This window comes from Anaerophaga thermohalophila DSM 12881, from assembly GCF_000191885.1.
In the GTDB taxonomy this organism is placed as follows: Bacteria; Bacteroidota; Bacteroidia; order Bacteroidales; family Marinilabiliaceae; genus Anaerophaga; species Anaerophaga thermohalophila.
Window position 1 is genome coordinate 14,670 of sequence record NZ_AEWI01000009.1, and the last position, 20,424, is coordinate 35,093.

At 40.5% G+C, this 20,424-nt stretch carries 17 protein-coding genes; 13 read left to right on the top strand and 4 right to left on the bottom strand.

All coding sequences use genetic code 11. The features are described from left to right. The first annotated feature begins 113 nt into the window (after positions 1 to 113). Together ATH1_RS0103470 and odhB are read left to right on the top strand one after the other, a co-directional pair. The gene (locus ATH1_RS0103470; RefSeq protein ID WP_010417584.1) at positions 114 to 2,930 is read left to right on the top strand and encodes a 2-oxoglutarate dehydrogenase E1 component; all 2,817 of its coding nucleotides are present in this window, start codon (positions 114 to 116) and stop codon (positions 2,928 to 2,930) included. A 214-nt stretch (positions 2,931 to 3,144) separates the two neighbouring features. Next, complete coding sequence (gene odhB / locus ATH1_RS0103475; RefSeq protein WP_010417586.1) at positions 3,145 to 4,455, top strand: 2-oxoglutarate dehydrogenase complex dihydrolipoyllysine-residue succinyltransferase; 1,311 nt, start codon at positions 3,145 to 3,147, stop codon at positions 4,453 to 4,455. Positions 4,456 to 4,605: 150 nt separating this feature from the next. Here the strand turns inward: odhB and ATH1_RS0103480 are convergent, their stop codons facing one another. Further along, complete coding sequence (locus ATH1_RS0103480) at positions 4,606 to 5,073, bottom strand: DUF4293 domain-containing protein (protein ID WP_010417589.1); 468 nt, start codon at positions 5,071 to 5,073, stop codon at positions 4,606 to 4,608. 415 nt (positions 5,074 to 5,488) lie between these two features. Between ATH1_RS0103480 and ATH1_RS0103490 the strand changes: the two genes are divergently transcribed. From ATH1_RS0103490 to ATH1_RS0103500, 3 genes are all read left to right on the top strand, one after another. Then, entirely contained in the window at positions 5,489 to 6,364 is an 876-nt protein-coding gene (locus ATH1_RS0103490) for a nucleoside phosphorylase (RefSeq protein WP_010417595.1), read from the top strand. 12 nt (positions 6,365 to 6,376) lie between these two features. Next, a complete protein-coding gene (locus ATH1_RS0103495) occupies positions 6,377 to 7,255 on the top strand; it encodes a transglutaminase-like domain-containing protein (protein ID WP_010417597.1) in 879 nt (292 codons plus the stop codon). Between the two features lie 188 nt (positions 7,256 to 7,443). Beyond that, positions 7,444 to 8,895 carry an aminoacyl-histidine dipeptidase gene (locus ATH1_RS0103500; RefSeq protein WP_010417600.1) on the top strand — a complete coding sequence of 484 codons (1,452 nt, stop codon included), beginning with the start codon at positions 7,444 to 7,446 and terminating at the stop codon, positions 8,893 to 8,895. 313 nt (positions 8,896 to 9,208) lie between these two features. Here the strand turns inward: ATH1_RS0103500 and ATH1_RS22875 are convergent, their stop codons facing one another. After that, the gene (locus ATH1_RS22875) at positions 9,209 to 9,412 is read right to left on the bottom strand and encodes a FeoB-associated Cys-rich membrane protein (protein ID WP_010417603.1); all 204 of its coding nucleotides are present in this window, start codon (positions 9,410 to 9,412) and stop codon (positions 9,209 to 9,211) included. Between the two features lie 32 nt (positions 9,413 to 9,444). Next, positions 9,445 to 11,937 (bottom strand): ferrous iron transport protein B, encoded by a 2,493-nt coding sequence (gene feoB / locus ATH1_RS0103510; protein WP_010417606.1) that lies wholly within the window; start codon positions 11,935 to 11,937, stop codon positions 9,445 to 9,447. 822 nt (positions 11,938 to 12,759) lie between these two features. Here feoB and ATH1_RS0103515 point away from each other — a divergent pair. Next, complete coding sequence (locus ATH1_RS0103515; protein WP_010417608.1) at positions 12,760 to 13,521, top strand: hypothetical protein; 762 nt, start codon at positions 12,760 to 12,762, stop codon at positions 13,519 to 13,521. Positions 13,522 to 13,932: 411 nt separating this feature from the next. Here ATH1_RS0103515 and ATH1_RS0103520 read toward each other — a convergent pair whose 3' ends face one another. Further along, complete coding sequence (locus ATH1_RS0103520; RefSeq protein ID WP_010417611.1) at positions 13,933 to 14,322, bottom strand: DUF3276 family protein; 390 nt, start codon at positions 14,320 to 14,322, stop codon at positions 13,933 to 13,935. A gap of 523 nt (positions 14,323 to 14,845) precedes the next feature. On the opposite strand from ATH1_RS0103520, the gene nusB reads away from it, so the two are divergent. The 7 genes from nusB (at position 14,846) to ATH1_RS0103555 (ending at position 20,319) form a co-directional block, all read left to right on the top strand. Next, positions 14,846 to 15,784 (top strand): transcription antitermination factor NusB, encoded by a 939-nt coding sequence (gene nusB / locus ATH1_RS0103525; RefSeq protein WP_010417614.1) that lies wholly within the window; start codon positions 14,846 to 14,848, stop codon positions 15,782 to 15,784. A 23-nt stretch (positions 15,785 to 15,807) separates the two neighbouring features. Further along, a complete protein-coding gene (locus ATH1_RS0103530; RefSeq protein WP_010417617.1) occupies positions 15,808 to 16,272 on the top strand; it encodes a DUF1573 domain-containing protein in 465 nt (154 codons plus the stop codon). 55 nt (positions 16,273 to 16,327) lie between these two features. Then, positions 16,328 to 16,639 (top strand): preprotein translocase subunit YajC, encoded by a 312-nt coding sequence (gene yajC, locus ATH1_RS0103535; RefSeq protein ID WP_010417620.1) that lies wholly within the window; start codon positions 16,328 to 16,330, stop codon positions 16,637 to 16,639. Positions 16,640 to 16,931: 292 nt separating this feature from the next. Then, positions 16,932 to 17,951, top strand: coding sequence for a CdaR family protein (locus tag ATH1_RS0103540; protein WP_010417622.1), 1,020 nt, complete (start codon positions 16,932 to 16,934; stop codon positions 17,949 to 17,951). Between the two features lie 5 nt (positions 17,952 to 17,956). After that, positions 17,957 to 18,532, top strand: coding sequence for a dephospho-CoA kinase (gene coaE / locus ATH1_RS0103545; protein ID WP_245531700.1), 576 nt, complete (start codon positions 17,957 to 17,959; stop codon positions 18,530 to 18,532). Then, positions 18,532 to 19,260 carry a TerB family tellurite resistance protein gene (locus ATH1_RS0103550; RefSeq protein ID WP_010417627.1) on the top strand — a complete coding sequence of 243 codons (729 nt, stop codon included), beginning with the start codon at positions 18,532 to 18,534 and terminating at the stop codon, positions 19,258 to 19,260. Before coaE ends, ATH1_RS0103550 begins: the two co-directional genes overlap by 1 nt. Before the next feature lie 624 nt (positions 19,261 to 19,884). Further along, a complete protein-coding gene (locus tag ATH1_RS0103555; RefSeq protein WP_010417630.1) occupies positions 19,885 to 20,319 on the top strand; it encodes a DUF5606 family protein in 435 nt (144 codons plus the stop codon). Positions 20,320 to 20,424: the final 105 nt, after the last annotated feature.

Genomic DNA, 20,424 nt, shown 5'->3' on the forward strand with positions numbered 1-20,424 from the left:
TTTGATGAAACGAGCATGACAATGATTGTCTCAAAAGAACATGTATAAGTTTTTGCATGCGAGTTCCGTCAGACCAATAACTTAGACCAATTTTATACTGATGAAAGAATATTATGGATTCATTTTCGTTTGTCGGCAACAGTGACATTGAAGCAATTGAAAAACTTTATGAGGATTACAGAAACAATCCCGACTCGCTGGATGAAAGTATGCGGAACTTTTTCCGTGGTTTCGATTTTGCTTTTCGTAATTTCGATCATTCCGGTGAAGGGGTTGTAGGTAAAGAGTTTAATGTCTTTAATCTTATTCACGGATATCGTCAGCGCGGCCATCTTTTTACCGCTACCAACCCTGTTCGAACCCGAAGGAAATACTTTCCGACACTTGACATCGAAAATTTCGGGCTTTCGGATGATGATCTGGATGTAGTATTTCAGGCTGGAAAGGAAATTGGTTTGGGCCCTGTCCCTCTGCGCGATATAATCTCACATCTGAAGCAAACCTATTGTGGATCTGTGGGGGTTGAGTATCTTTATATTCGTCATCCCGAAATGGTGTCATGGTTAAAAGGAAGGATGGAAGAGGTACGCAATACCCCCTCATTCACAGTAGATAAAAAGATGAGAATTTTTCACCGGCTTAAAGAAGCGGTAGGATTTGAAAGTTTCATTCACCGGAAATTTGTCGGTCAAAAGCGATTTTCACTTGAGGGTTCCGAAGTACTTATTCCCGGTCTTGATGCCATCATCGAAAAAGGTGCAGCTCTGGGAATACAGGAAGTAATGATCGGGATGGCCCATCGCGGACGCCTTAATGTTTTGAGCAATATTCTTAAAAAGCCGGTTCGCGATATTTTTAATGAATTTAACGGGGATCAGTACGATGACAGTATTTCTCTGGGAGATGTCAAATACCATTTGGGATATGATAATTCCATCGATACGCTGTCCGGGACGGTTAAAGTTAATCTTTTGCCGAATCCATCGCATTTGGAGGCCGTAACTCCACTCGTGGAAGGATTAACCCGATCACGCGCGGAGCAGGCATACGATAAGGATTTTAATAAGATCATTCCCCTGGTTATTCACGGCGATTCTGCCATCGCCGGGCAGGGTGTCGTTTATGAGGTTGTTCAGATGGCGGGATTGAATGGTTATTCGACAGGAGGTACCATTCATATCGTGATTAATAATCAGGTTGGTTTTACCACCAATTATCTGGATGCACGCTCAAGCACCTATTGTACTGATGTGGGAAAGGTAACCCGCAGTCCGGTATTTCATATCAACGGAGACGATGCTGAAGCCATGGTTTATGCCCTGGAGCTTGCCGTGGAATACAGACAGACTTTCCATACCGATGTTTTTATCGATATTCTCTCGTACCGGAAGCACGGGCATAACGAAGGTGATGAGCCCCGCTTTACGCAGCCGACACTCTACAAGGCCATTGCTAATCACCCCAATCCACGCGATATTTATGCGAAAAGACTGCTGGAAGAGAATGTTCTTACCAAAAAGGAGATTGAGAAATTTAAGAACGACTTTAACCAGATGCTTGAGGCCGGTCTGGCCGAATCGCAGAAAACCGATATTGTTCATATAAGGCCTTTCCTTCAGGATATTTGGGGAAAATTCAGGCATGCCGAAGACAGCGATTTTACGGAATCTCCTCAAACCGCTGTCGATAAGGATAAACTTATTGACCTGGCTGAAAAAATTAATACACTTCCGGCCGACAAAAAATTTTTCCGAAAACTGGAGAAACTGGTCGAAGACCGAAAAAAAATGGTCAAAGAAGACCGTATAGACTGGGCTATGGGTGAATTGCTCGCGTATGCCTCACTACTTATGGAAGGACACCCGGTAAGGATTAGTGGTCAGGATTCGGTGAGAGGAACTTTTGCTCATCGCCATGCGGGACTCACTCTTGAAGATACGACAGAATCCTATTTCCCGCTTCAGCATCTTTCCCCGGATCAGGCCATTTTTAATATCTATAATTCACCACTCAATGAATATGGCGTAATGGGATTTGAGTACGGTTTTGCCCTCGGCGTTCCTGACGGTCTGACAATATGGGAAGCCCAGTTTGGTGATTTTTTCAATGTGGGGCAGGTTGTGGTCGACCAGTTCATAAGCTCCGCTGAGGAAAAATGGGGCTTGAAAAACGGATTGGTTCTTTTTCTTCCTCATGGTTTCGAAGGTCAGGGCCCCGAACACTCAAGTGCCCGGATTGAACGGTTCCTGAACCAGGCTGCCGGAAACAATATGCAGATTCTGAATTGTACTACGCCGGCCAATTTTTTTCATGCCTTAAGACGTCAGCTGAAGCGGGATTTCAGAATTCCCATGGTGGTGTTTACCCCCAAAAGTCTTTTGAGGCATCCGCGTTGCATTTCGGGAATGGATGACCTTGCTGATGGTGCGTTTAGGGAAGTCCTGGACGATGAAGATACAGACCCTGTGCGTGTAAAAAGAATTGCCCTTTGCAGTGGCAAGATATATTACGATTTGCTGGCCAGAAAACAGGAACTCGATGCTCGGGATGTTGCTTTGATTCGAATTGAGCAATTACATCCTTTTCCCAAACAGAAAATCCTGGACGTGATAAATCGTTATCCCAATGCTTTGCTAAGCCTTTGGGTACAGGAAGAACCGGAGAATATGGGAGCCTGGTATTATGTGAAAAACCAATTGCCTGAACTAAAACTGGTGCCTGTTGCCAGGCTGGCCAGTGCCAGTCCTGCTACCGGCCTCAGTGGTCTGCATGTTGTCGGACAAAAAGAAATAATCGGTAAAGTCTTTAAAAAATGTCATTGCGAATTGAAAAACGATTATTGCGGTCTTCAATGTGTCGAAGGTAAAACAAGAGCCGAAATATTAAAACAGCATAAATATTTTGAAACACCGCAACGATTCTCAATATAGAGAGATAAGTTTATAGTCAATAGATCAAGTTAAAATTCATGAGTCTGATCCTAAAAGAGCTATTTTTGTCAAGGTCGTGACGCAGGAAATTTTTGAACCGGAATTAACTTGTTGTTAATGAAGATTTAAAAAAGTACTGCAACAATGAGATTGACGAAATGAGACTTTTAGAAGTGGACTTATTCCTATAAAATTTAACGGAGTATTGAACAATATGATAGACGTAAAAATTCCAAGTCCGGGAGAATCAATTACCGAAGTTGAACTGGCCACATGGATGGTGAATGATGGCGATATCGTCCATAAGGACCAGGATTTGGCAGAAATAGAATCCGACAAAGCCACTCTTATGCTCAACGCACCCGAAAGTGGCAAAATTTCTATTAAGGTAGAAGCAGGCACTACAGTCTCACCAGGCGAGGTAGCCTGCCGGATTGATACTTCGGTTGAAGTACCTGATGATATTTCTGAAGAAGATAAGAAGGATAGTACTGATGAAGTAAAAGAAAAAATATCTGAAACTGAAGAGACAGAACCAATTGAGAAGGAACAGCCCGGGAACAGCGGGTTTTCAGAACCCATTTCCGGACAGAAGCAAAATAAAGTTTCTGATAAAAACAAAAATGTTAAGATCACCCCGTTGGCCAGGGAGAAAATGAAGGCAGCCGGTCTGTCTGTGGATGACATCGTGCGTGGTCTGAAAAAACTCTCAGCATCGGATGTGGATGCGGTTATAGAAGGCGTTTCTCAGGAAAAATCTGAATTGGCTGATGGTAGAGAAACAGCAGCATCCGTCCGAAACGAGAAAAGAGAGAAGATGAGCCGGTTACGCAAAAAACTCAGTCAGCGTCTGGTGAGTGTAAAAAATGAAACGGCCATGCTTACTACCTTCAACGAGGTAGATATGTCGGCCGTAATGAAGATACGAAAAGAATACCAGGATAAGTTTGTTGAAAAACACGGGCTGAAACTGGGGTTTATGTCTTTTTTCCTGAAGGCATCGGCACTTGCACTAATGGCAAGACCACGGGTCAATAGTATGATTGATAAAGAGGAGATCGTAACCCCCGAGTATGTTGACATTTCCGTCGCTGTCCAAACCCCAAAAGGCTTAATGGTGCCCGTTATCCGGAATGTGGAGAAACGCTCCCTGGCAGATATTGAATCCGAACTTAAGAAACTTGCCGGAAAAGCACGTTCGGGAAAAATTTCGCTGGAAGAAATGTCGGGAGGGACTTTCACTATTACCAACGGCGGCGTATTTGGTTCCATGCTGTCTACCCCGCTGATCAACCCCCCTCAGTCCGCAATTCTTGGCATGCATAACATTATAGACCGTCCCGTAGCTGTGAAGGGAAAGGTGGAAATCCGTCCGGTTATGTATGTGGCCCTGAGTTACGACCACAGACTAATCGATGGTAAAGACTCGGTTGGTTTCCTCATGGATGTGAAAAAAATGATCGAACAACCCGAAATGTTGCTGTATGGAGGCAACGATGTTATAAGTAGTTTGCTGGAGCTGTGATTTTCAATCGACCTTTAAGCTATAAATATTGGAACCCTTTATGCTGCGCTGCTTTTACTCGAGGAGAAAGAAAATGACCCCGGAGCGGATCCAATATTTATAGCAGTGATCAAATCATATCTAATCTAACGGTTTTTGCAATAAAATACATCACCTTATCCGGTTCATGGATCTGATCAAAGCTTCATCTTTACCAATGGCGCGTAATGCCAGGTAAACCAACACCATCGCAACCAAAGGAAGAACCAGTGGCCAGTTAAATGAGAGTTCGCTGGCACCCAGCTCTTTGGCGCCCGACTTGCCCATGTAGTATATCATACCCGAAAGTCCGAGTAATAATCCCATATTCAATCCGCAAAGCCTGATCTGGATCAGCCGCTTCTTATACAAAAAGATGATGAAGAACGAGATGGCCGTGGCGGCTACCGTTAAAATAGAAAGCGCTAAGCCCGGAATCACCAGTTGTGCTGTGTTTTCGGGGCCGATTTTGTAAATGCCTTTCCATGTCAGTTCATAAAAGTCCTTCATGTCTGCCATTTCGGCCATGGTAAGAAAGAATAAACTTCCCGTCAAAATAGTGGCTATCAGTAAATATACTGTTTGTATGCGTTGTATCATAATCGGTTTGTTTTAAATACAAAAATATAAAATATTGAGGAATTACAGCTTACTGGAATATTCAACGGCAATTTCAGCCATTAAATTTTTTTGGCTGAATATTCCACGCAAAAGCCGCAAAATAGTAGCACGCAAAACAAAAGGTGCAAAAGACTAATCTTCTTTGCGATTTTTGTGTTCCTTTATTTTGCGTTCTTCGCGTGGAATAAAAAAACAAAACTCAAATCACCCCACAACAAAGATTTAGTCAAGGCCCTTAAATTTTGGTGTTTTATATTTCAATAATTTTTTCTTAATTTGAATTCAGGTGAACAACAAAAAGCAGTTGATTTAGAGCATCACTCTTTCCGGGGCTCTTATATCTAAAAAATCTTAAAATCTGTTTAAAGCAGGTCAGTTCTTTAAATCTGTAGTTATGAGAAGAATAGAAGAGTCAGAATTAATAATAAATCCCGACGGGTCAGTTTTTCATTTGCACATAAAACCGGGCGAACTTTCCAATAATGTGATTCTTGTTGGTGATCCGGGACGGGTGGAAACTGTTGCCGGATTTTTTGATGAAATCGAATCAGAAACCGAAAACCGGGAATTTGTTTCACGGACAGGGACCTATAAAAATACAAGATTTACTGTACTTTCTTCAGGTATTGGAACCGATAATATCGACATAGTATTTAATGAACTGGATGCTTTGGTAAATGTCGATTTTAATACCAGAACCGTTAAGAAAGAACTCAAATCGCTGAATATTGTCCGAATCGGGACATCCGGTTCGCTTCAGGAAGACCTGCCTGTTGATAGCTGGTTGTTGAGCGAAAAAGCAATCGGTTTCGACGGTTTATTAAATTTCTATGACGGCATCGAAAGCATTTCCGATCTTGCTTTTGAGAAAGAACTGGTTAAACACACCGGTTGGTCACCCCGACTGACACGTCCTTACGTTGTTGAAGCCGATAAGGAATTATTCAACCTTTTAGACGGGGGAAACGTTCATAAAGGAGTTACCATTTCCGCACCGGGATTTTATGGCCCGCAGGGGCGTGTGATAAGGCTCGGACTGCAGAATCCTGACATTAATGAAAAATTGTCCGGTTTTAATTTCAAGGGACAGGTCATTACCAATTATGAAATGGAATGTTCAGCCATTTACGGATTATCAAAGCTTTTAGGTCATAAGGCTTCTACTGTTTGTGCCATCATTGCCAACAGAAAGGCCGGCACTTACAGTGAAAATTACAAGCTGGTGGTGAAAGCATTGATACAATACGTTTTAGATTGTTTGTCACGTTAACTGGTGTTTTCCATGAGCATGAATCCCGATAAAATCAAGGCGCTCATTACATTACTGGATGATCCCAGTGAAGAAATCTTCAATACAGTTGAGGATGAGTTGCTTAAAGCCGAGGTTGAAATAGTTCCCGAACTCGAAAAGGTATGGGAGATGCAGCCCGAGGGCGTTGTGCAACATCGCATTGAGAATATTATTCATTCATTGCAGTTTCGAGATGTAAAAAAACGTTTGAAGGCCTGGGCCGCTTTTGATGGAGAAAACCTTCTGGCAGGGGCCTGGCTGGTTGCAAAATATCAATATCCGGAACTCACTTTTGAGGAAATCGACCAAAGCATTAATAAGATCCGAAAAGATATATGGCTTGAGTTGAATGAACACCTTACTGCCCTCGAAAAGGTACGAATCATCAATCACATACTTTTCGATGTGCACGGGTTTTCGCGTAACAACAGTAATTTTCTTGCACCCCAGAACTCTTTTATTTGTGATGTTCTTGATACCAGAAAGGGAAACCCTGTGTCGCTATCGGTTATTTATGCTGAAATAGCTCAAAGACTGGGATTGCCTGTTTATGGTGTAAATCTTCCCAAAAACTTTATTCTTGCCTATATGGATGAACCGGAACAGAGTGAACGTATCCGGCTTACAGAGGGGGCATCGGTGCTGTTTTATATCAATCCCATCAATAAAGGGGCAGTTCTGGGAAGACGCGAAATAGAGCTGTTCATCAAGCAACAAAAGCTGGAACCCCGTTTTTCTTATTATGAACCCTGTGCTAATATTGAAACGATAAAACGAATTCTTAGCAACCTTATTATTGCCTATGAGCATGCAGGTCAACTGCTAAAGATCGAAGAGATCAGAGAACTGATGTCGGTACTTGATGAGTGAAACGAGCATGGCAACGTTTTTCACAACAAGAACATGTATAAGTTCTTGCATGCGAGTTCCATCAGACCAATAACTTAGACTAAATTTTATACTGATGAAACGAGCATGGCAAGGTTTGTCACAAAAGAACATGTATAAAACTCTTGCATGCGGGTTCCATCCGACCTTAATAAATAAATTTTATACGGATGAATAAAGCATTTGAAGGATTATATCCCGAAAAACTGTGGGGTTATTTTGATGAAATTTGTCAAATACCCCGACCATCGAAACATGAAGAAAAGATAACTGCCTGGCTGCTTGCTTTTGCGAACCGTGAAGGATTGGACACAAAACAGGATAAAGCCGGCAATGTGCTGATTTCGAAACCGGCTTCGCCGGGAATGGAAAATAAACCGGCAGTGGTTTTGCAATCGCATGTGGATATGGTGGGAGAAAAAAACAATGATAAACACCACGATTTTTTCAAAGATCCGATTCTTCCCGTGCGCGATGGTGACTGGATAAAAGCTGACGGAACAACGCTTGGCGCTGATGACGGAATTGGGATGGCTGCTCAGCTGGCAATTTTAACGTCCGGTGATAATTTTCACGGACCGCTGGAGTGCTTATTTACTGTTGATGAGGAGACGGGTTTGACAGGCGCTTTTAATCTCGAAGAAAACTTTTTCGAGGGGAGAACATTAATCAATCTTGACTCGGAGGATGAAGGAGAACTTTTTATCGGATGTGCAGGGGGTATTGATACATTGGCATGTTTTAAGCCGGAACTGGAAGATTCTCCCGGAGGTTACACCGCTCTTGAAATTAGGGTGACGGGATTGAAAGGGGGTCATTCGGGTGATGATATCCACAAAGGATTGGGTAACGCCAACAAAATACTGGTTCGTTATATTTGGCAAATGGCCCGCGATTATGGATTGCGACTGGCCCGGTTTGAAGGCGGCAATCTGCGCAACGCTATTGCCCGCGAGGCTTTTGCTACTGCTTTGGTGCCTTCCGGATTTAAAGAGGAAGCCCGGGTTGTTCTTAACTTGCTTTCTCACGATATTGAGCAGGAATTACGTCATACCGATCCCGGAGTCAAATTTTGGATGGGTTCTGCCGAAATGCCCGGAAAAGTTTTTACAGAAAGCTTTCAGAAAAAATTCCTGAATGCTTTGTACGCCTGCCCTCATGGTGTGATGGAATGGAGCCGTGAAATAGAAAATCTGGTGGAAACATCCACTAACCTGGCATCGGTTAAAGAAATGAATGGTGAATTATTGATAACAACCAGTCAGCGAAGCTCGGTGGAGAGTGCAAGGAACGATATTGCCAACATGGTGCGCAGTGTTTTTGAACTTGCCGGGGCCGAAGTTGAACATTCAGACGGCTATCCGGGCTGGGAACCAAATATGGAATCGCCTGTGCTCGACATCGCTGTATCAACCTATCAGCGTTTGTTCAATAAGAAACCCGAAGTAAAAGCTATCCATGCCGGTCTTGAATGCGGCCTCTTTTTGCAAAAATATCCCGATATGGATATGATCTCTGTCGGCCCAACTATTAAGGGTGCACATTCACCCGACGAACGCTTGCATATCGAAAGCGTAGGTAAGTTTTGGGATCATCTGCTGGAAATGCTGAAAAATATTTGAGCATCTCCTTTCATCAAATTATAAAAGTGTGCGGTATAAAAACGAGGATGGCAAGGATTGCTAAAATAGATTATTAGATTAATAGATTATTAGATATAAGATTTAAGAAGAAACGAGAATGGCGCTTTGAATTCTCAGGTTTGTTACAAAGAAAAAGATGTAAAAAGAGTCCACTCCTAAAAGTCTCTTTTTGCCAATCTTATTGTTGTAGTACATTTTTTAAATCCTCATTAACAATTAGTTAAGTCCGGTTCAGAAATTTCCCGGCTCCGACTTGGATAAAGACAGCTCTTTTAGGAGCAGACTCATTAAATCATTTTTCAGGGCGAAAAGCCTCAAATCCAGACGTTTTACCTTTTTTGTTTATATCTTTGATTATTAAATCTTTTGCACTGCACGAAGGGCATCCTCCGCTACAGGCACGGCCGTTGTCCGAAAAAAACGTTTTCCACACCGAATAAAAGGCGTAAACAAAAGCTCCGCTTACCGTAATTCCTGTTAAAATTTCCTGTAACATCACAAATCCTTTCTTTTAAATACTCAAAAAATCTAAAACAGTTGTCCCACCTGGTAAATAATCAGCGAAAGCAAATAGGCCAACCCGGTGGTATAAAAGATGGTGAATACCGCCCATTTCCAGGAGCCCGTTTCTTTCCTGATGGCTGCTATCACTGCTACACACGGGAAATAAACCAGTGTGAAAATCAGGAAGGATATCGCTGATAACCGGGTAAATACAGGTGTTCCATCCGGATATTTATCATTTTTAATTTGTTCTATCAAATGGTTGTTTCCGCCGGGTGATGATTCATCTGCCTGATAGAGAACAGCCATCGTACTCACAACTATTTCCTTTGCGGCAATGCCGCTCAACAGACTTACACCCATTTTCCAGTCGAACCCTAACGGCCGTATTGCCGGTTCTATACTTTTGCCAATCCGGCCGATATAGCTTCCTTCGTGACGAAATTTTTCCTGCAAATGATCCGGTTTTTCCGGTTTTTCTTCTTTTTCTTGTTCAATATTTTCTTTTAAATCTGCATCTGCAACTGTTCTCAACTCGTCATATCTTTGTGTCAGTTCGCTTTTTTTCTTTTCCGGTGCAATTGTTTCATCGTTTTGTCTGGGATAGTAGCCAAGGAACCAGATAATGATTGAAGCGATCATTATTACCCCACCCATTTTTTTAAGGTATTGACTTCCTTTGAACCACATGTGACGAATCGTGCTTTTGAGGGTTGGAAGCCTGTATGGCGGTAGCTCCATAACAAAAGGAGTATCGCTTTTTTTGAAAAGGTACTTCTTAAAAATGCGGGCAACAATTACGGCTATGGCGATACCTGTCCCGTACAAAAGAAAAAGTACCGTTCCTGGTTGCTCGGGGAAAAAGGCACCAATAAAAAGAATATATACCGGCAAACGTGCACTGCATGACATGAAGGGGTTGATAAGGATGGTTAACAGCCGGTTGTTTCTGTCTTCAATGGTGCGTGTTGCCATGATGGCGGGTACATTACAGCCAAACCCCATGATCAGCGGGATAAATGATTTACCGTGCAACCCTATTTTATGCATTACCTTGTCCATTATAAATGCCGCCCGTGCCATGTATCCTGTGTCTTCCATGAATGAAATAAAGAAGAACAGAATCAGGATATTCGGCAGAAATACAATTACACCACCTACACCTCCAATAATACCATCCACAACCAGGTCGGTAAAAGGACCGGGAGGCATTGTGGCTGAAACCCATTGCGAAAGCATGCCAACCCCGGCCTCAATCCAGTTCATTGGATATTCGCCGAGGCTAAATGTCCCCTGGAACATTAACCAGATAAAAAGAAAGAAGAAAGGAAATCCAAACAACTTATGCGTCAGGACTGAATCGATCAGGTCTGTGTTGCGTCTGCGTTGTTGGGGATTTTCGCGGTAGGTCTCTTTCATGGCGCCTGCTATAAATCCGTAGCGGGCATCGGTGATGATGGTTTCGGTGTCCTCGTGATAGGCTTTTTCGAGATTGTGAGACTGCCTCTCTGTTTCCTCCAGGATGGGGGAAAACTGAGAAAATGAAGAAAGCGCTTCTCTGAAAATATTATCTTTTTCAAGTAATTTTATAGCAAGGAAGCGTGGCGATAACTTATTCCTTAAATCAGGAAATTCATTTATTTTTTCTTCTATGGCCTTTAACGCTTCTTCAATGGTTTCGCCATAGTAAATTCTTATGCGTCGTGCTTCTTCTGTTTTATTTTCATATACATCTATGACTTTCCGGATCAATTCTTTTATTCCTGTTCCTTTCGAGCCTATAGTCGGGACAAAGGGAATTCCCAGCATTTTTCCAAGGTGCAGGTAATCAAGCTTATCGCCGCGTTTTTGAAGATCATCGTACATGTTAAGCGCAACAACTGTACGAACGTCCATGTCAATCAGCTGGGTAGTAAGGTAAAGGTTTCGTTCAAGGTTGGACGCATCCACAACGTTGATAATAACATCAGGTGTTTCGTTATTTATATGTTCCCTGACGTAAACTTCTTCAGGACTGTATGCCGAGAGGGAATAGGTACCAGGAAGGTCAGCAACTTTAAGCGTATAGCCGTTATGATAGAAATTGCCGGTTTTGACATCTATGGTAACACCGCCGTAGTTGCCAACATGTTCATTGGCACCACTGGCCTTATTGAAAATTGTGGTTTTACCGCAATTAGGATTTCCTACCAGTGCAACATTTATGGTTTTTCGTTTTTCTGTCGCTGTCCTTGTCAGGATTTCATCGGGAATGGTTGTATTGAATGAATTATGCTCAATGGATATCGCTTCCTCCTTTGATACAACTTCTACCATCCGGGCTTCATTTCTGCGGAGAGAAACTTTGTAATTCATTACTTTATACTCGATGGGATCTTTCAGAGGTGCATTCTTAATTACTTCTACCTTTTTGCCCCTTACAAAACCCATTTCAATAATGCGTTTACGAAACGCCCCGTGTCCCCTTACCTTAACAATTACACCTTCCTGTCCGGTTGTTAATTCTGCAAGATTCATATATGCTTTGAAATCCTTTTATTTAGTATCTGTCCGTAAAGAACCATTTGCTGTGTTACGCTTGTCCGAAAATTACACATTTACGAAACGAGCATGGCAAAGTTTGTCACAAAAAGAATATGTATAAACACCATTTAACCTCTATTCATCAAAGAAACCAAAAAAAGGGAACAGATTCTTCGTCGTTCCCTCCTCAGAATGACATTAGATAGTCTGTCATTCTGAGCGAAGCGAAGAATCTAACCTCTAATCATTTGACATCAATTAAAATATAATAAGATGCATCCGACCAATAACTTAGACTAATTTAATACTGATGAAAAATAAACTCCGTTTTTGGCGGCTTCGCAAGCCTTGTAACCGGGACTTTCTGAACAGACACATGATTTGTTACAACTTTTTTCGACTTTATAGACGGTCACTATTTAGTAAAATAATACCACGATGGGTTGTTAAACTTGAAAATCTGATGATATATTGTTGTACACATCTTAAAAATTTTTCAAAAATAACGATTGCTAATTTTCCCGACAATCCCAACTTTTGGGGATTTTTCTGTTGAGATAATAATTGTGCGTAAAAATGACAGCTTAGGTTACAGGAAAATGACGAAATGACAGAAGAGAAGAAATTTAAACATTATGGAAACCTTTTAGTTCTAATTTGGTAAGATAATTGAAAAGAATAGTTTGTGAGAAATTGGATAATGCATATATTTTTAAAGTACTACATTTTAACAAATAAAAGATTTTGATTGTAAGTGTTTTATTTGTAGTGTGTTGTAAAAAAAGTTTTAACGAAATATTATAACGGAGGAGCGCAATGGATTTTTCAGGAACATTTGAAGATTTTCAAAAGGTTGTCAGAGAGAACGGGGGTGAGATTCAGGTAATGGAACGCGAGGTATCTCTGGATACCCAGATGTCGTACATGCGGATGTCAAAGGAAGTAAAAAGCAATTTGCGGCCCGATATAGTGATGTCAGGTAAATATGAATTGTGGGACGAAAATTCTTCTCCCGGAAGTAAACGTAGGCGACTTGCTGCACTTGCTTCGATAGGAAGTCCGGATGCTATCCGTATTTTACAAAATTACCAGAATCAACCTGATAAGGGGCTGGAAGACTGGACGTATCTTGCACTTCAGGAGTGTAAGCTGGTATTTCAGGCATCTATGCTTGACCATCCTCCCATGTTTATTTCCACCGGATTAGGTGGACGTGGGCAAAAACTCCGTTTTTTTGGTGCTTTTTTCTCCCGGGATGGCAGTGCTTTTAACGAAACCAGGCAGCGTGTCATTTCTGGTGAAGTAGAGTATATGTTTGAAAAATTTGAAGGGAAACTGGAGTTTATTGCTTTTTCTGGGCAGTTCGTCACGTTTTGGGGCCTTGTTCCTATTGATGTCCCATTGAACGATAGAGTGAAAGCTGCCATTGAGGAATCCAACCTTCTGGGTGGCGGATTGCGAAACGATTTTGTTCTTACCAATGTTAAAAAACTGACTTTTTATGAACTGGGAGAAATACTAAAAAGAATTGAAAGCCGGAATATTGGAAATTCCACTAATCAAAGTTTTTTCCAATAATTAGTGCCCGTTTGTAAAGTCGGGAAAAATTGTATCAATTCATCTGCCTGTTCCGGATACCGGAACAAGGTGTGACAATTTATTTCCTGCTCGGTTCTTTTTATCAAAATATATTACTGAGTGCAGTATAAAAAGCCTTCAAACTGCTGATTTTTAACATTTTTACCCCTGACCCTAAAGGGGAAATGCTAAAAATCAGCAGTTTGAAAAAGTCCTCTTTAGGGGATTGAGGGGTCAAAAGGCTTTTTAGACTGCACTCATATTACTTATATCTTCTGCCTGTCAAACTTTTATCTGTAGATTATACCGAAAAATTTTTTGTGCATGAGTTCTCTACAACAAAAAACGGGGAAGCCTTGAGGCCTTCCCCGTTTTTTTGTTATGAATGAATCAACAATCGGAAGACGTCAATTATTGATTCAGGTCTTCAAAGTCAACATTAGTGTATTCAGCCGTTGAAAGGGATTCTTCTGTTGTTTCCTTTGATTCGGTTTGAGTGGATTCATCGCCGTTATATACCCCTTGTTCGGCCTGAATAAAGTCAATGGCCTCTTTCAGACCATTTGCAAATTTCTCAAAATCTTCCTTGTAAAGAAAGAGTTTGTGTTTTTCAAAACGAAAACGACCGTCTTCTTCATAGCGCTTTTTACTCTCGGTAATGGTCAGGTAATAGTCATTTTTCCGTGTAGCCTTAACATCAAAAAAATAAGTCCGCTTTCCGGCTCTTACCGCTTTTGAAAAGATGTCGTCCCTTTCATTTTGCTTTTTGTCAATTCCATCTTTTTTGTCAAATCCTTCCATCTTTTAATAATTTTTTTTGAGTAAGAAAACATTGTACTTCTCCTGGTCAAAAATGGCAATAATTTTTTAAAATAACCAAAGATTTTTTACAAAATTATTCTAAATTTCAAATTCTTTAACGGCGATGTCGGTTTTATCGTGTAAATAGTGCTCGTTTGGCTAACTATTATTTTGATGTGCTATGTGTTTTGTCTACGTTTAATCCACATAAAATTAAAGGAACGCTAAAATCGCAAGGGAAACGGGCCTGACAAGGCATACCACAACAAGAATATGTATAAAACTCTTGCATGCGAGTTCCATCAGACCAATAACTTAGATTAATTATATACTGATGAAATATAGTCTTTTGTACCTTTTGCGTGGAATATTCAGCCGTGCTTTGCCTTTCGTCTCCGACGAGTTAGTTCAATACTCAATCGTTAAAAGAATTATTTTTTGCAGTTTGCTTTCTTGCGTAAAATAAAAAAAGACCTACTTTTGTCCTGAAAAATTATCTGAAGTAATAAAAGTTCTTTAACGAATGCTTAGTAGAAGATTGCTCCGTGTGAAAGTGATGCAAACTGTTTACGGTCATTTCAGGGGGGGTGACTCATCCCTCCAGCAGGCCGAAAAGGAATTGTTTCACAGTATTTCTAAATCTCACGAACTTTATCATTTGCTTTTATTGTTAATTCTGGATGTGCGTGACCTTGCCGAAAAGCGCATCGAGAACGGGTTGAATAAGAAAAGACCTACTTACGAGGAACTTCATCCCAACCGGAAATTTATTAACAATAAAGTTATTCAACAATTACGGGAGAACAGACAGCTTTTAAAATATATTGAAACCACCGGTTTGTCGTGGAAAAATAATGAACAATATATAAAAGATGTCTATAAACATATCCTTGATTCTGAATTGTACCAACAGTACATGCAATCCGACGATGATTCGTATGAGTCTGACCGGAAATTCGTAGCTAAGCTTTATGAAAAGGTAATTGGGCAATATCTGCCATTATATGCCTTATTAGAGGAAGAATCTATTTTCTGGAACGATGAAGCTGAATTTGTGGTGAGTATTGTGGTCAAAACGATTAAAGAATTTAAAGAGGAAAATGGAGAGGAACAAGCTTTACAAAAGGAATTCAAAGACGAAGAAGACCGCGAATTTGTCAAAACCCTCATTCGTAAAGCCATTTTAAATAACCAGGATTATCAGGCTCTGATTAGAAAATTTTCGCGCAATTGGGACCTCGAAAGAGTTGCCTATCTCGATATCGTATTGATGCAGATTGCCATTGCCGAGTTTTTGGAATTTCCCCAAATTCCTGTTAAAGTAACATTAAACGAATATATTGAGATAGCCAAGCATTATTCTACTCCCAAAAGTGGAACTTTCATTAACGGTATTCTCGATAAGGTGATCACGCATTTGAAAAAAGAAAATCAGCTGGAAAAAATTGTTGATAGAGAATAGGTTCTCAATAAGTTGAAGCAGTTATGATTACGAGATTTTCTTTGGTTAATAAAGTTACCGTTTTGCTTATCGTTGGAACATTTTCTTTTACTATGAGCTGCTGCACTACTCATCAGAAAAACCGGAACGATAAGAAAGTCGTTGATCAGGGTATTGCCGGCAATGATTCCATTGTTGGAGAACCTGTTTTCTCAGTTACAGAGCATGATTTTGGAACAATACAACCCGGACAAGAAGTAGGGGCTCGTTTCGGATTTGAGAATAAGGGGGCTTCTTCATTGATCATTGAGAGAGTCGTAACCGGATGTGGATGTACTGTAGCAAAATATACAGAAAAACCCGTCAAGCCTGGTGAATCCGGATTTGTTGAAGTTATTTTTGACACCCGTGGGAAACGTGGGGCTCAGTTTCAGCAAGTAAGTGTGTATTTTCAGGGAACCAAAAAACCGGTAAGGTTATCTTTGGTTGCTCAAGTCACTAAAAAATAGTTATATTGCACCTTCTAATTCGAATTAAATTTTTGAACTAAAATTGGAATAGATTATGATGAGCTTATTTTTACAGGCAACAGGGGGCGAGAGCCCTGGTATGCTGATGCAATTATTACCATTTATCCTGATTATCGTGGTGTTTTATTTTTTCATGATTCGCCCTCAGGTTAAACGGCAAAAGGAATTAAGGAAATACCGCGAGAACCTGAAGAAGGGAGATAAGGTGGTAACTACCGGCGGTATTTATGGCAAAGTAACTGAAGTTAAAGACAGTTATGTTATGGTTGAGATTGCCAACGATGTTAACATTAAGGTTGATAAAGCAGGTATTATCATGGATATGTCGGATGCGGTTAAAAAATAATGACTATTGACATCATTGTTCAATAAAATTTTGTAATAGCCGGCCAATGATTATTTTTGTAAATCATTGGCCTTTTTTGTAAACGGGAACAAAAATACCAATGACTGTCAGGGAATTATCTATTAATGAGTGCAGTATAAAAAGCATATTTTTGTCAAAATCAAGGCGTTTTAAATTTTTGTACCGGAGTTAACTTGTTGTTAATGAGGATGCAAAAATTTAAAACAACAACGAGTTTGGCAACAAAGACGCTTTTTAGACCGGGCTCATTAATGCTATTTGATTTTATTAAATGGGGCATAGTGTAGTTAATATAAAGTACCTGAAAATTTTAGGTTGGATACGCGACGGATTTAACCGCCTCCGGCAGGACAAGAATGTTCTGGTTTTTTTGGTTTTCCTGGTTATAGCCACCGGCTTTTGGTTTCTTAACGCTTTGCGTAAAGAATATACTGCAACACTTAGTTACCCCGTGAAGTTTGTCAATATTCCGCAAGACAAGATGCTTCCTGACGATTTTAAAAGTCGCATCGAAGTTAAAGTACGCGCTGTGGGTTTTGTTATTCTGCGTTATCAGCTCAGTAATACTTTTCTTCCTCTTACATTTAATGTTTCTGAAATGGAACCGTTGAAAACTGAGGCAGGAGAAGGTGTATATACTCTTACATCCGGACAGCACAACAAAATTGTAGGGCAGCTTTCGCAAGGGATGGAACTGATTGATGTTAATCCTGATACGTTATTTGTGCCGCTATCCGAAAAGAGTGACAAACGTGTACCCGTGAGGGTTTCTGCGGATATTAGCTTCGAAAAGCAATATCTTCAGGCGGGGCCAATTTTGGTGCAACCCGATTCGGTAGTGATATCCGGCCCAAAACAAGTGATCGATACAATAAAATATATTGAAACCCGTGAACTCAAACTTGAGGGCCTGTCCGATTCAATCTCTACCGTCATCCCCCTGATTATTCCCCATCAGATTAAAGCTTCAGACAAAAGAGTAATAGCAACCGTTCCTGTTGAACCATTTACAGAACTCAATTTGCGAATACCTTTACGTGTTTACGGACTCCCCGACAGCTTGCGCATTAAAACATTTCCTTCTGAAATTCAGGTTTCGTTCCGTATCGGGATGAGCAAGTACGGCACAATCGATGAATCCCAGTTTCATGCTGTTGTTGATGCATCACCTGTGTTACGGGAAGACAGGCCCGACCGTTTGAAAGTGCGACTGGATAAAGCGCCATCCAATGTCGAATCACTGAGCTTTTCTCCTATTTTTGTGGAGTATTTACTTGAAAAAACTCGATAGTCTTGTTGAAAGTTGGTATAACCGGTGGTATTGGAAGTGGTAAAACAACGGTTTGCAAAATATTTGAATCGTTGGGAGTACCGGTATATTATGCAGACAATGAGGCTAAGAGATTAATTGAAGAGCATCCCCGATTGGTCTCCGGCTATAAAAAATTGTTTGGGGATGAGGTTTACCGAAACGGTAAGTTAAATAAGCGGCTTGTTGCAAAAATGATTTTCGATGACAGTAAATTGCTCAACAAGGTCAACGCTCTTGTTCATCCTGTTGTACGTGAGGATTTTATTGGCTGGGTAAATAAACAACGTGCACCGTATGTTCTTGAAGAAGCTGCTGTTTTGCTCGAAAGCGGAGGACATCAATTTCTGGATAAAGTTATATTGGTTACTGCCCCTGTGACGGTTCGCATTGCCAGGGTTATCAAACGCGATGGTGTGACACCCGAAGAAGTATTAAAACGCATTCGCAATCAGTGGCCGGATGAGAAACGACGTCGTTTTTGCAATTACGAGGTTTTATCAGATGATAAGCATCTGGTGGTTCCTCAAATATTGAATATTCATTCTGAATTACTGAAATAATGGGAATAGTAGGTTCATTAATAGGTTTTGGTATTGGCTGGTGGGTGTTGGGCCCTGTAGGAGCCTTAATCGGTATGTTCCTTGGGGGACAGGCCGAGGAAATGGCGGTTAGTGAAAATAAAAAGCAGGGTATGCCCTATGGATCGCCACGCGATGGATTTGTCGTCTCACTGCTGGTATTGATGGCAGCGGTTATGAAATCCGATGGAAAAATTTTACGTTCTGAGCTCGATTATGTCAGAAATTATCTGCGCAACTATTTAGGAGAAGTAAAAGCCGGAGAAGCTTTAATTGTTCTTCGTGATTTGATAAAAAAGCAGATTCCGCTTACCGATGTTTGTCACCAAATCAGGATTAATTTAAACTATGACAGCAGGATTCAGCTTTTACATCTCTTATTTGGTTTGGCAAGAGCAGATGGGCAATTGAGTTCGGTCGAGATCGATACCATCAATCGGATTGCCGGGTTGCTTGGAATTTCCCATTTAGATTATCAGGCTGTTCTGAATATGTTTTTTGATAACCTGGAAGCTCACTATAAGATTCTTGAGATTTCTCCTTCTGCTACTGATGAAGAAGTAAAAAAGGCCTACCGGAAGATGGCCGTCAGGTTTCATCCCGATAAAGTCAGTCACCTGGGCCAAGAGTTTCAGAAGGCTGCCAATGAAAAGTTTGCCAGGGTTAATGACGCCTATAACAAAATTAAGAAGGAGAGGGGACTTAATTAGTGCCCGTCTATAAAATCGAAAAAGTTTTTACAATATGTGTGTCTGTTCAGAAAGTGCCATTTACAAGGCTTGCGAAGCCACCAAAACCGGCGTTTACTTTTCATTCGTATAAAATTAGTCTAAGTTATTGGTCTGATGCATCTTATTATATTTTAATTGATGTCAAATGATTAGAGGTTAGATTCTTCGCTTCGCTCAGAATGACAGACTATCTAATGTCATTCTGAGGAGGGAACGACGAAGAATCTGTTCCCTTTTTTTGGTTTCTTTGATGAATAGAGGTTAAATGGTGTTTATACATATTCTTTTTGTGACAAACTTTGCCATGCTCGTTTCGTAAATGCGTATTTTGGCGGAAAGCGTAGCACCGCAAATGGGACTTTATGGACAGACACTAATTAATTTTGATAGTCTGAGGATTAAGTGTTTGATTGAAAATCTGCACGACGGCATTTTTTTTACCAATCTCATTTGTTGCAGTAAGTTTTTAAATCCTTATTAACAATGGGTTAACTTCGGTTTGTAAAGTTATTGTGCCTTCATTTTGTCAAAAACACCTCTTGTCGTACCAAACTCATAGATGTTTATATTATTTTTGTTGCTGCAAATTAAAATTGTAAGAATATGTTGAAAGGAATTCTCGCCATTTCCGGGAAACCCGGTCTTTTTAAATTGATCACGAATGCTAAAAACAGTATTATCGTGGAATCTTTGATCGATGGCAAGCGCATGCCTGCTTACACTTCTTCCAAAATCAGCTCTCTTGAAGATATATCCATTTTCACTTTGGATGGAGATGTTAAGTTGGCCGATGTTTTTGCTTCTATCTTTGAAAAAAATTTGAAAGTTGAACCCAAAAAGGCCTCTTCGAATGAATTGAAAAATGCTTTCAAAGAAGCTTTACCCGATTATGATGAAGAGAGGGTTTATCTTTCGGACATTAAGAAGGTGTTTTCATGGTATAATATATTGAAGGAAAAAGAGATTATTACTCCTGAAACCATAGAAGAACTGAAGAAGACAGATGAAGCGGCCGATGAAAAAAGCGGAGAAGATTAAAATTTTTCGAACTGATTAGCTGAATGTTATAAATTTTTCAAATTTTATATCGAATTTATTTTGGAAAATCGGGTAAAAAGTATGTATTTTTGCAGCCGCTTCAGA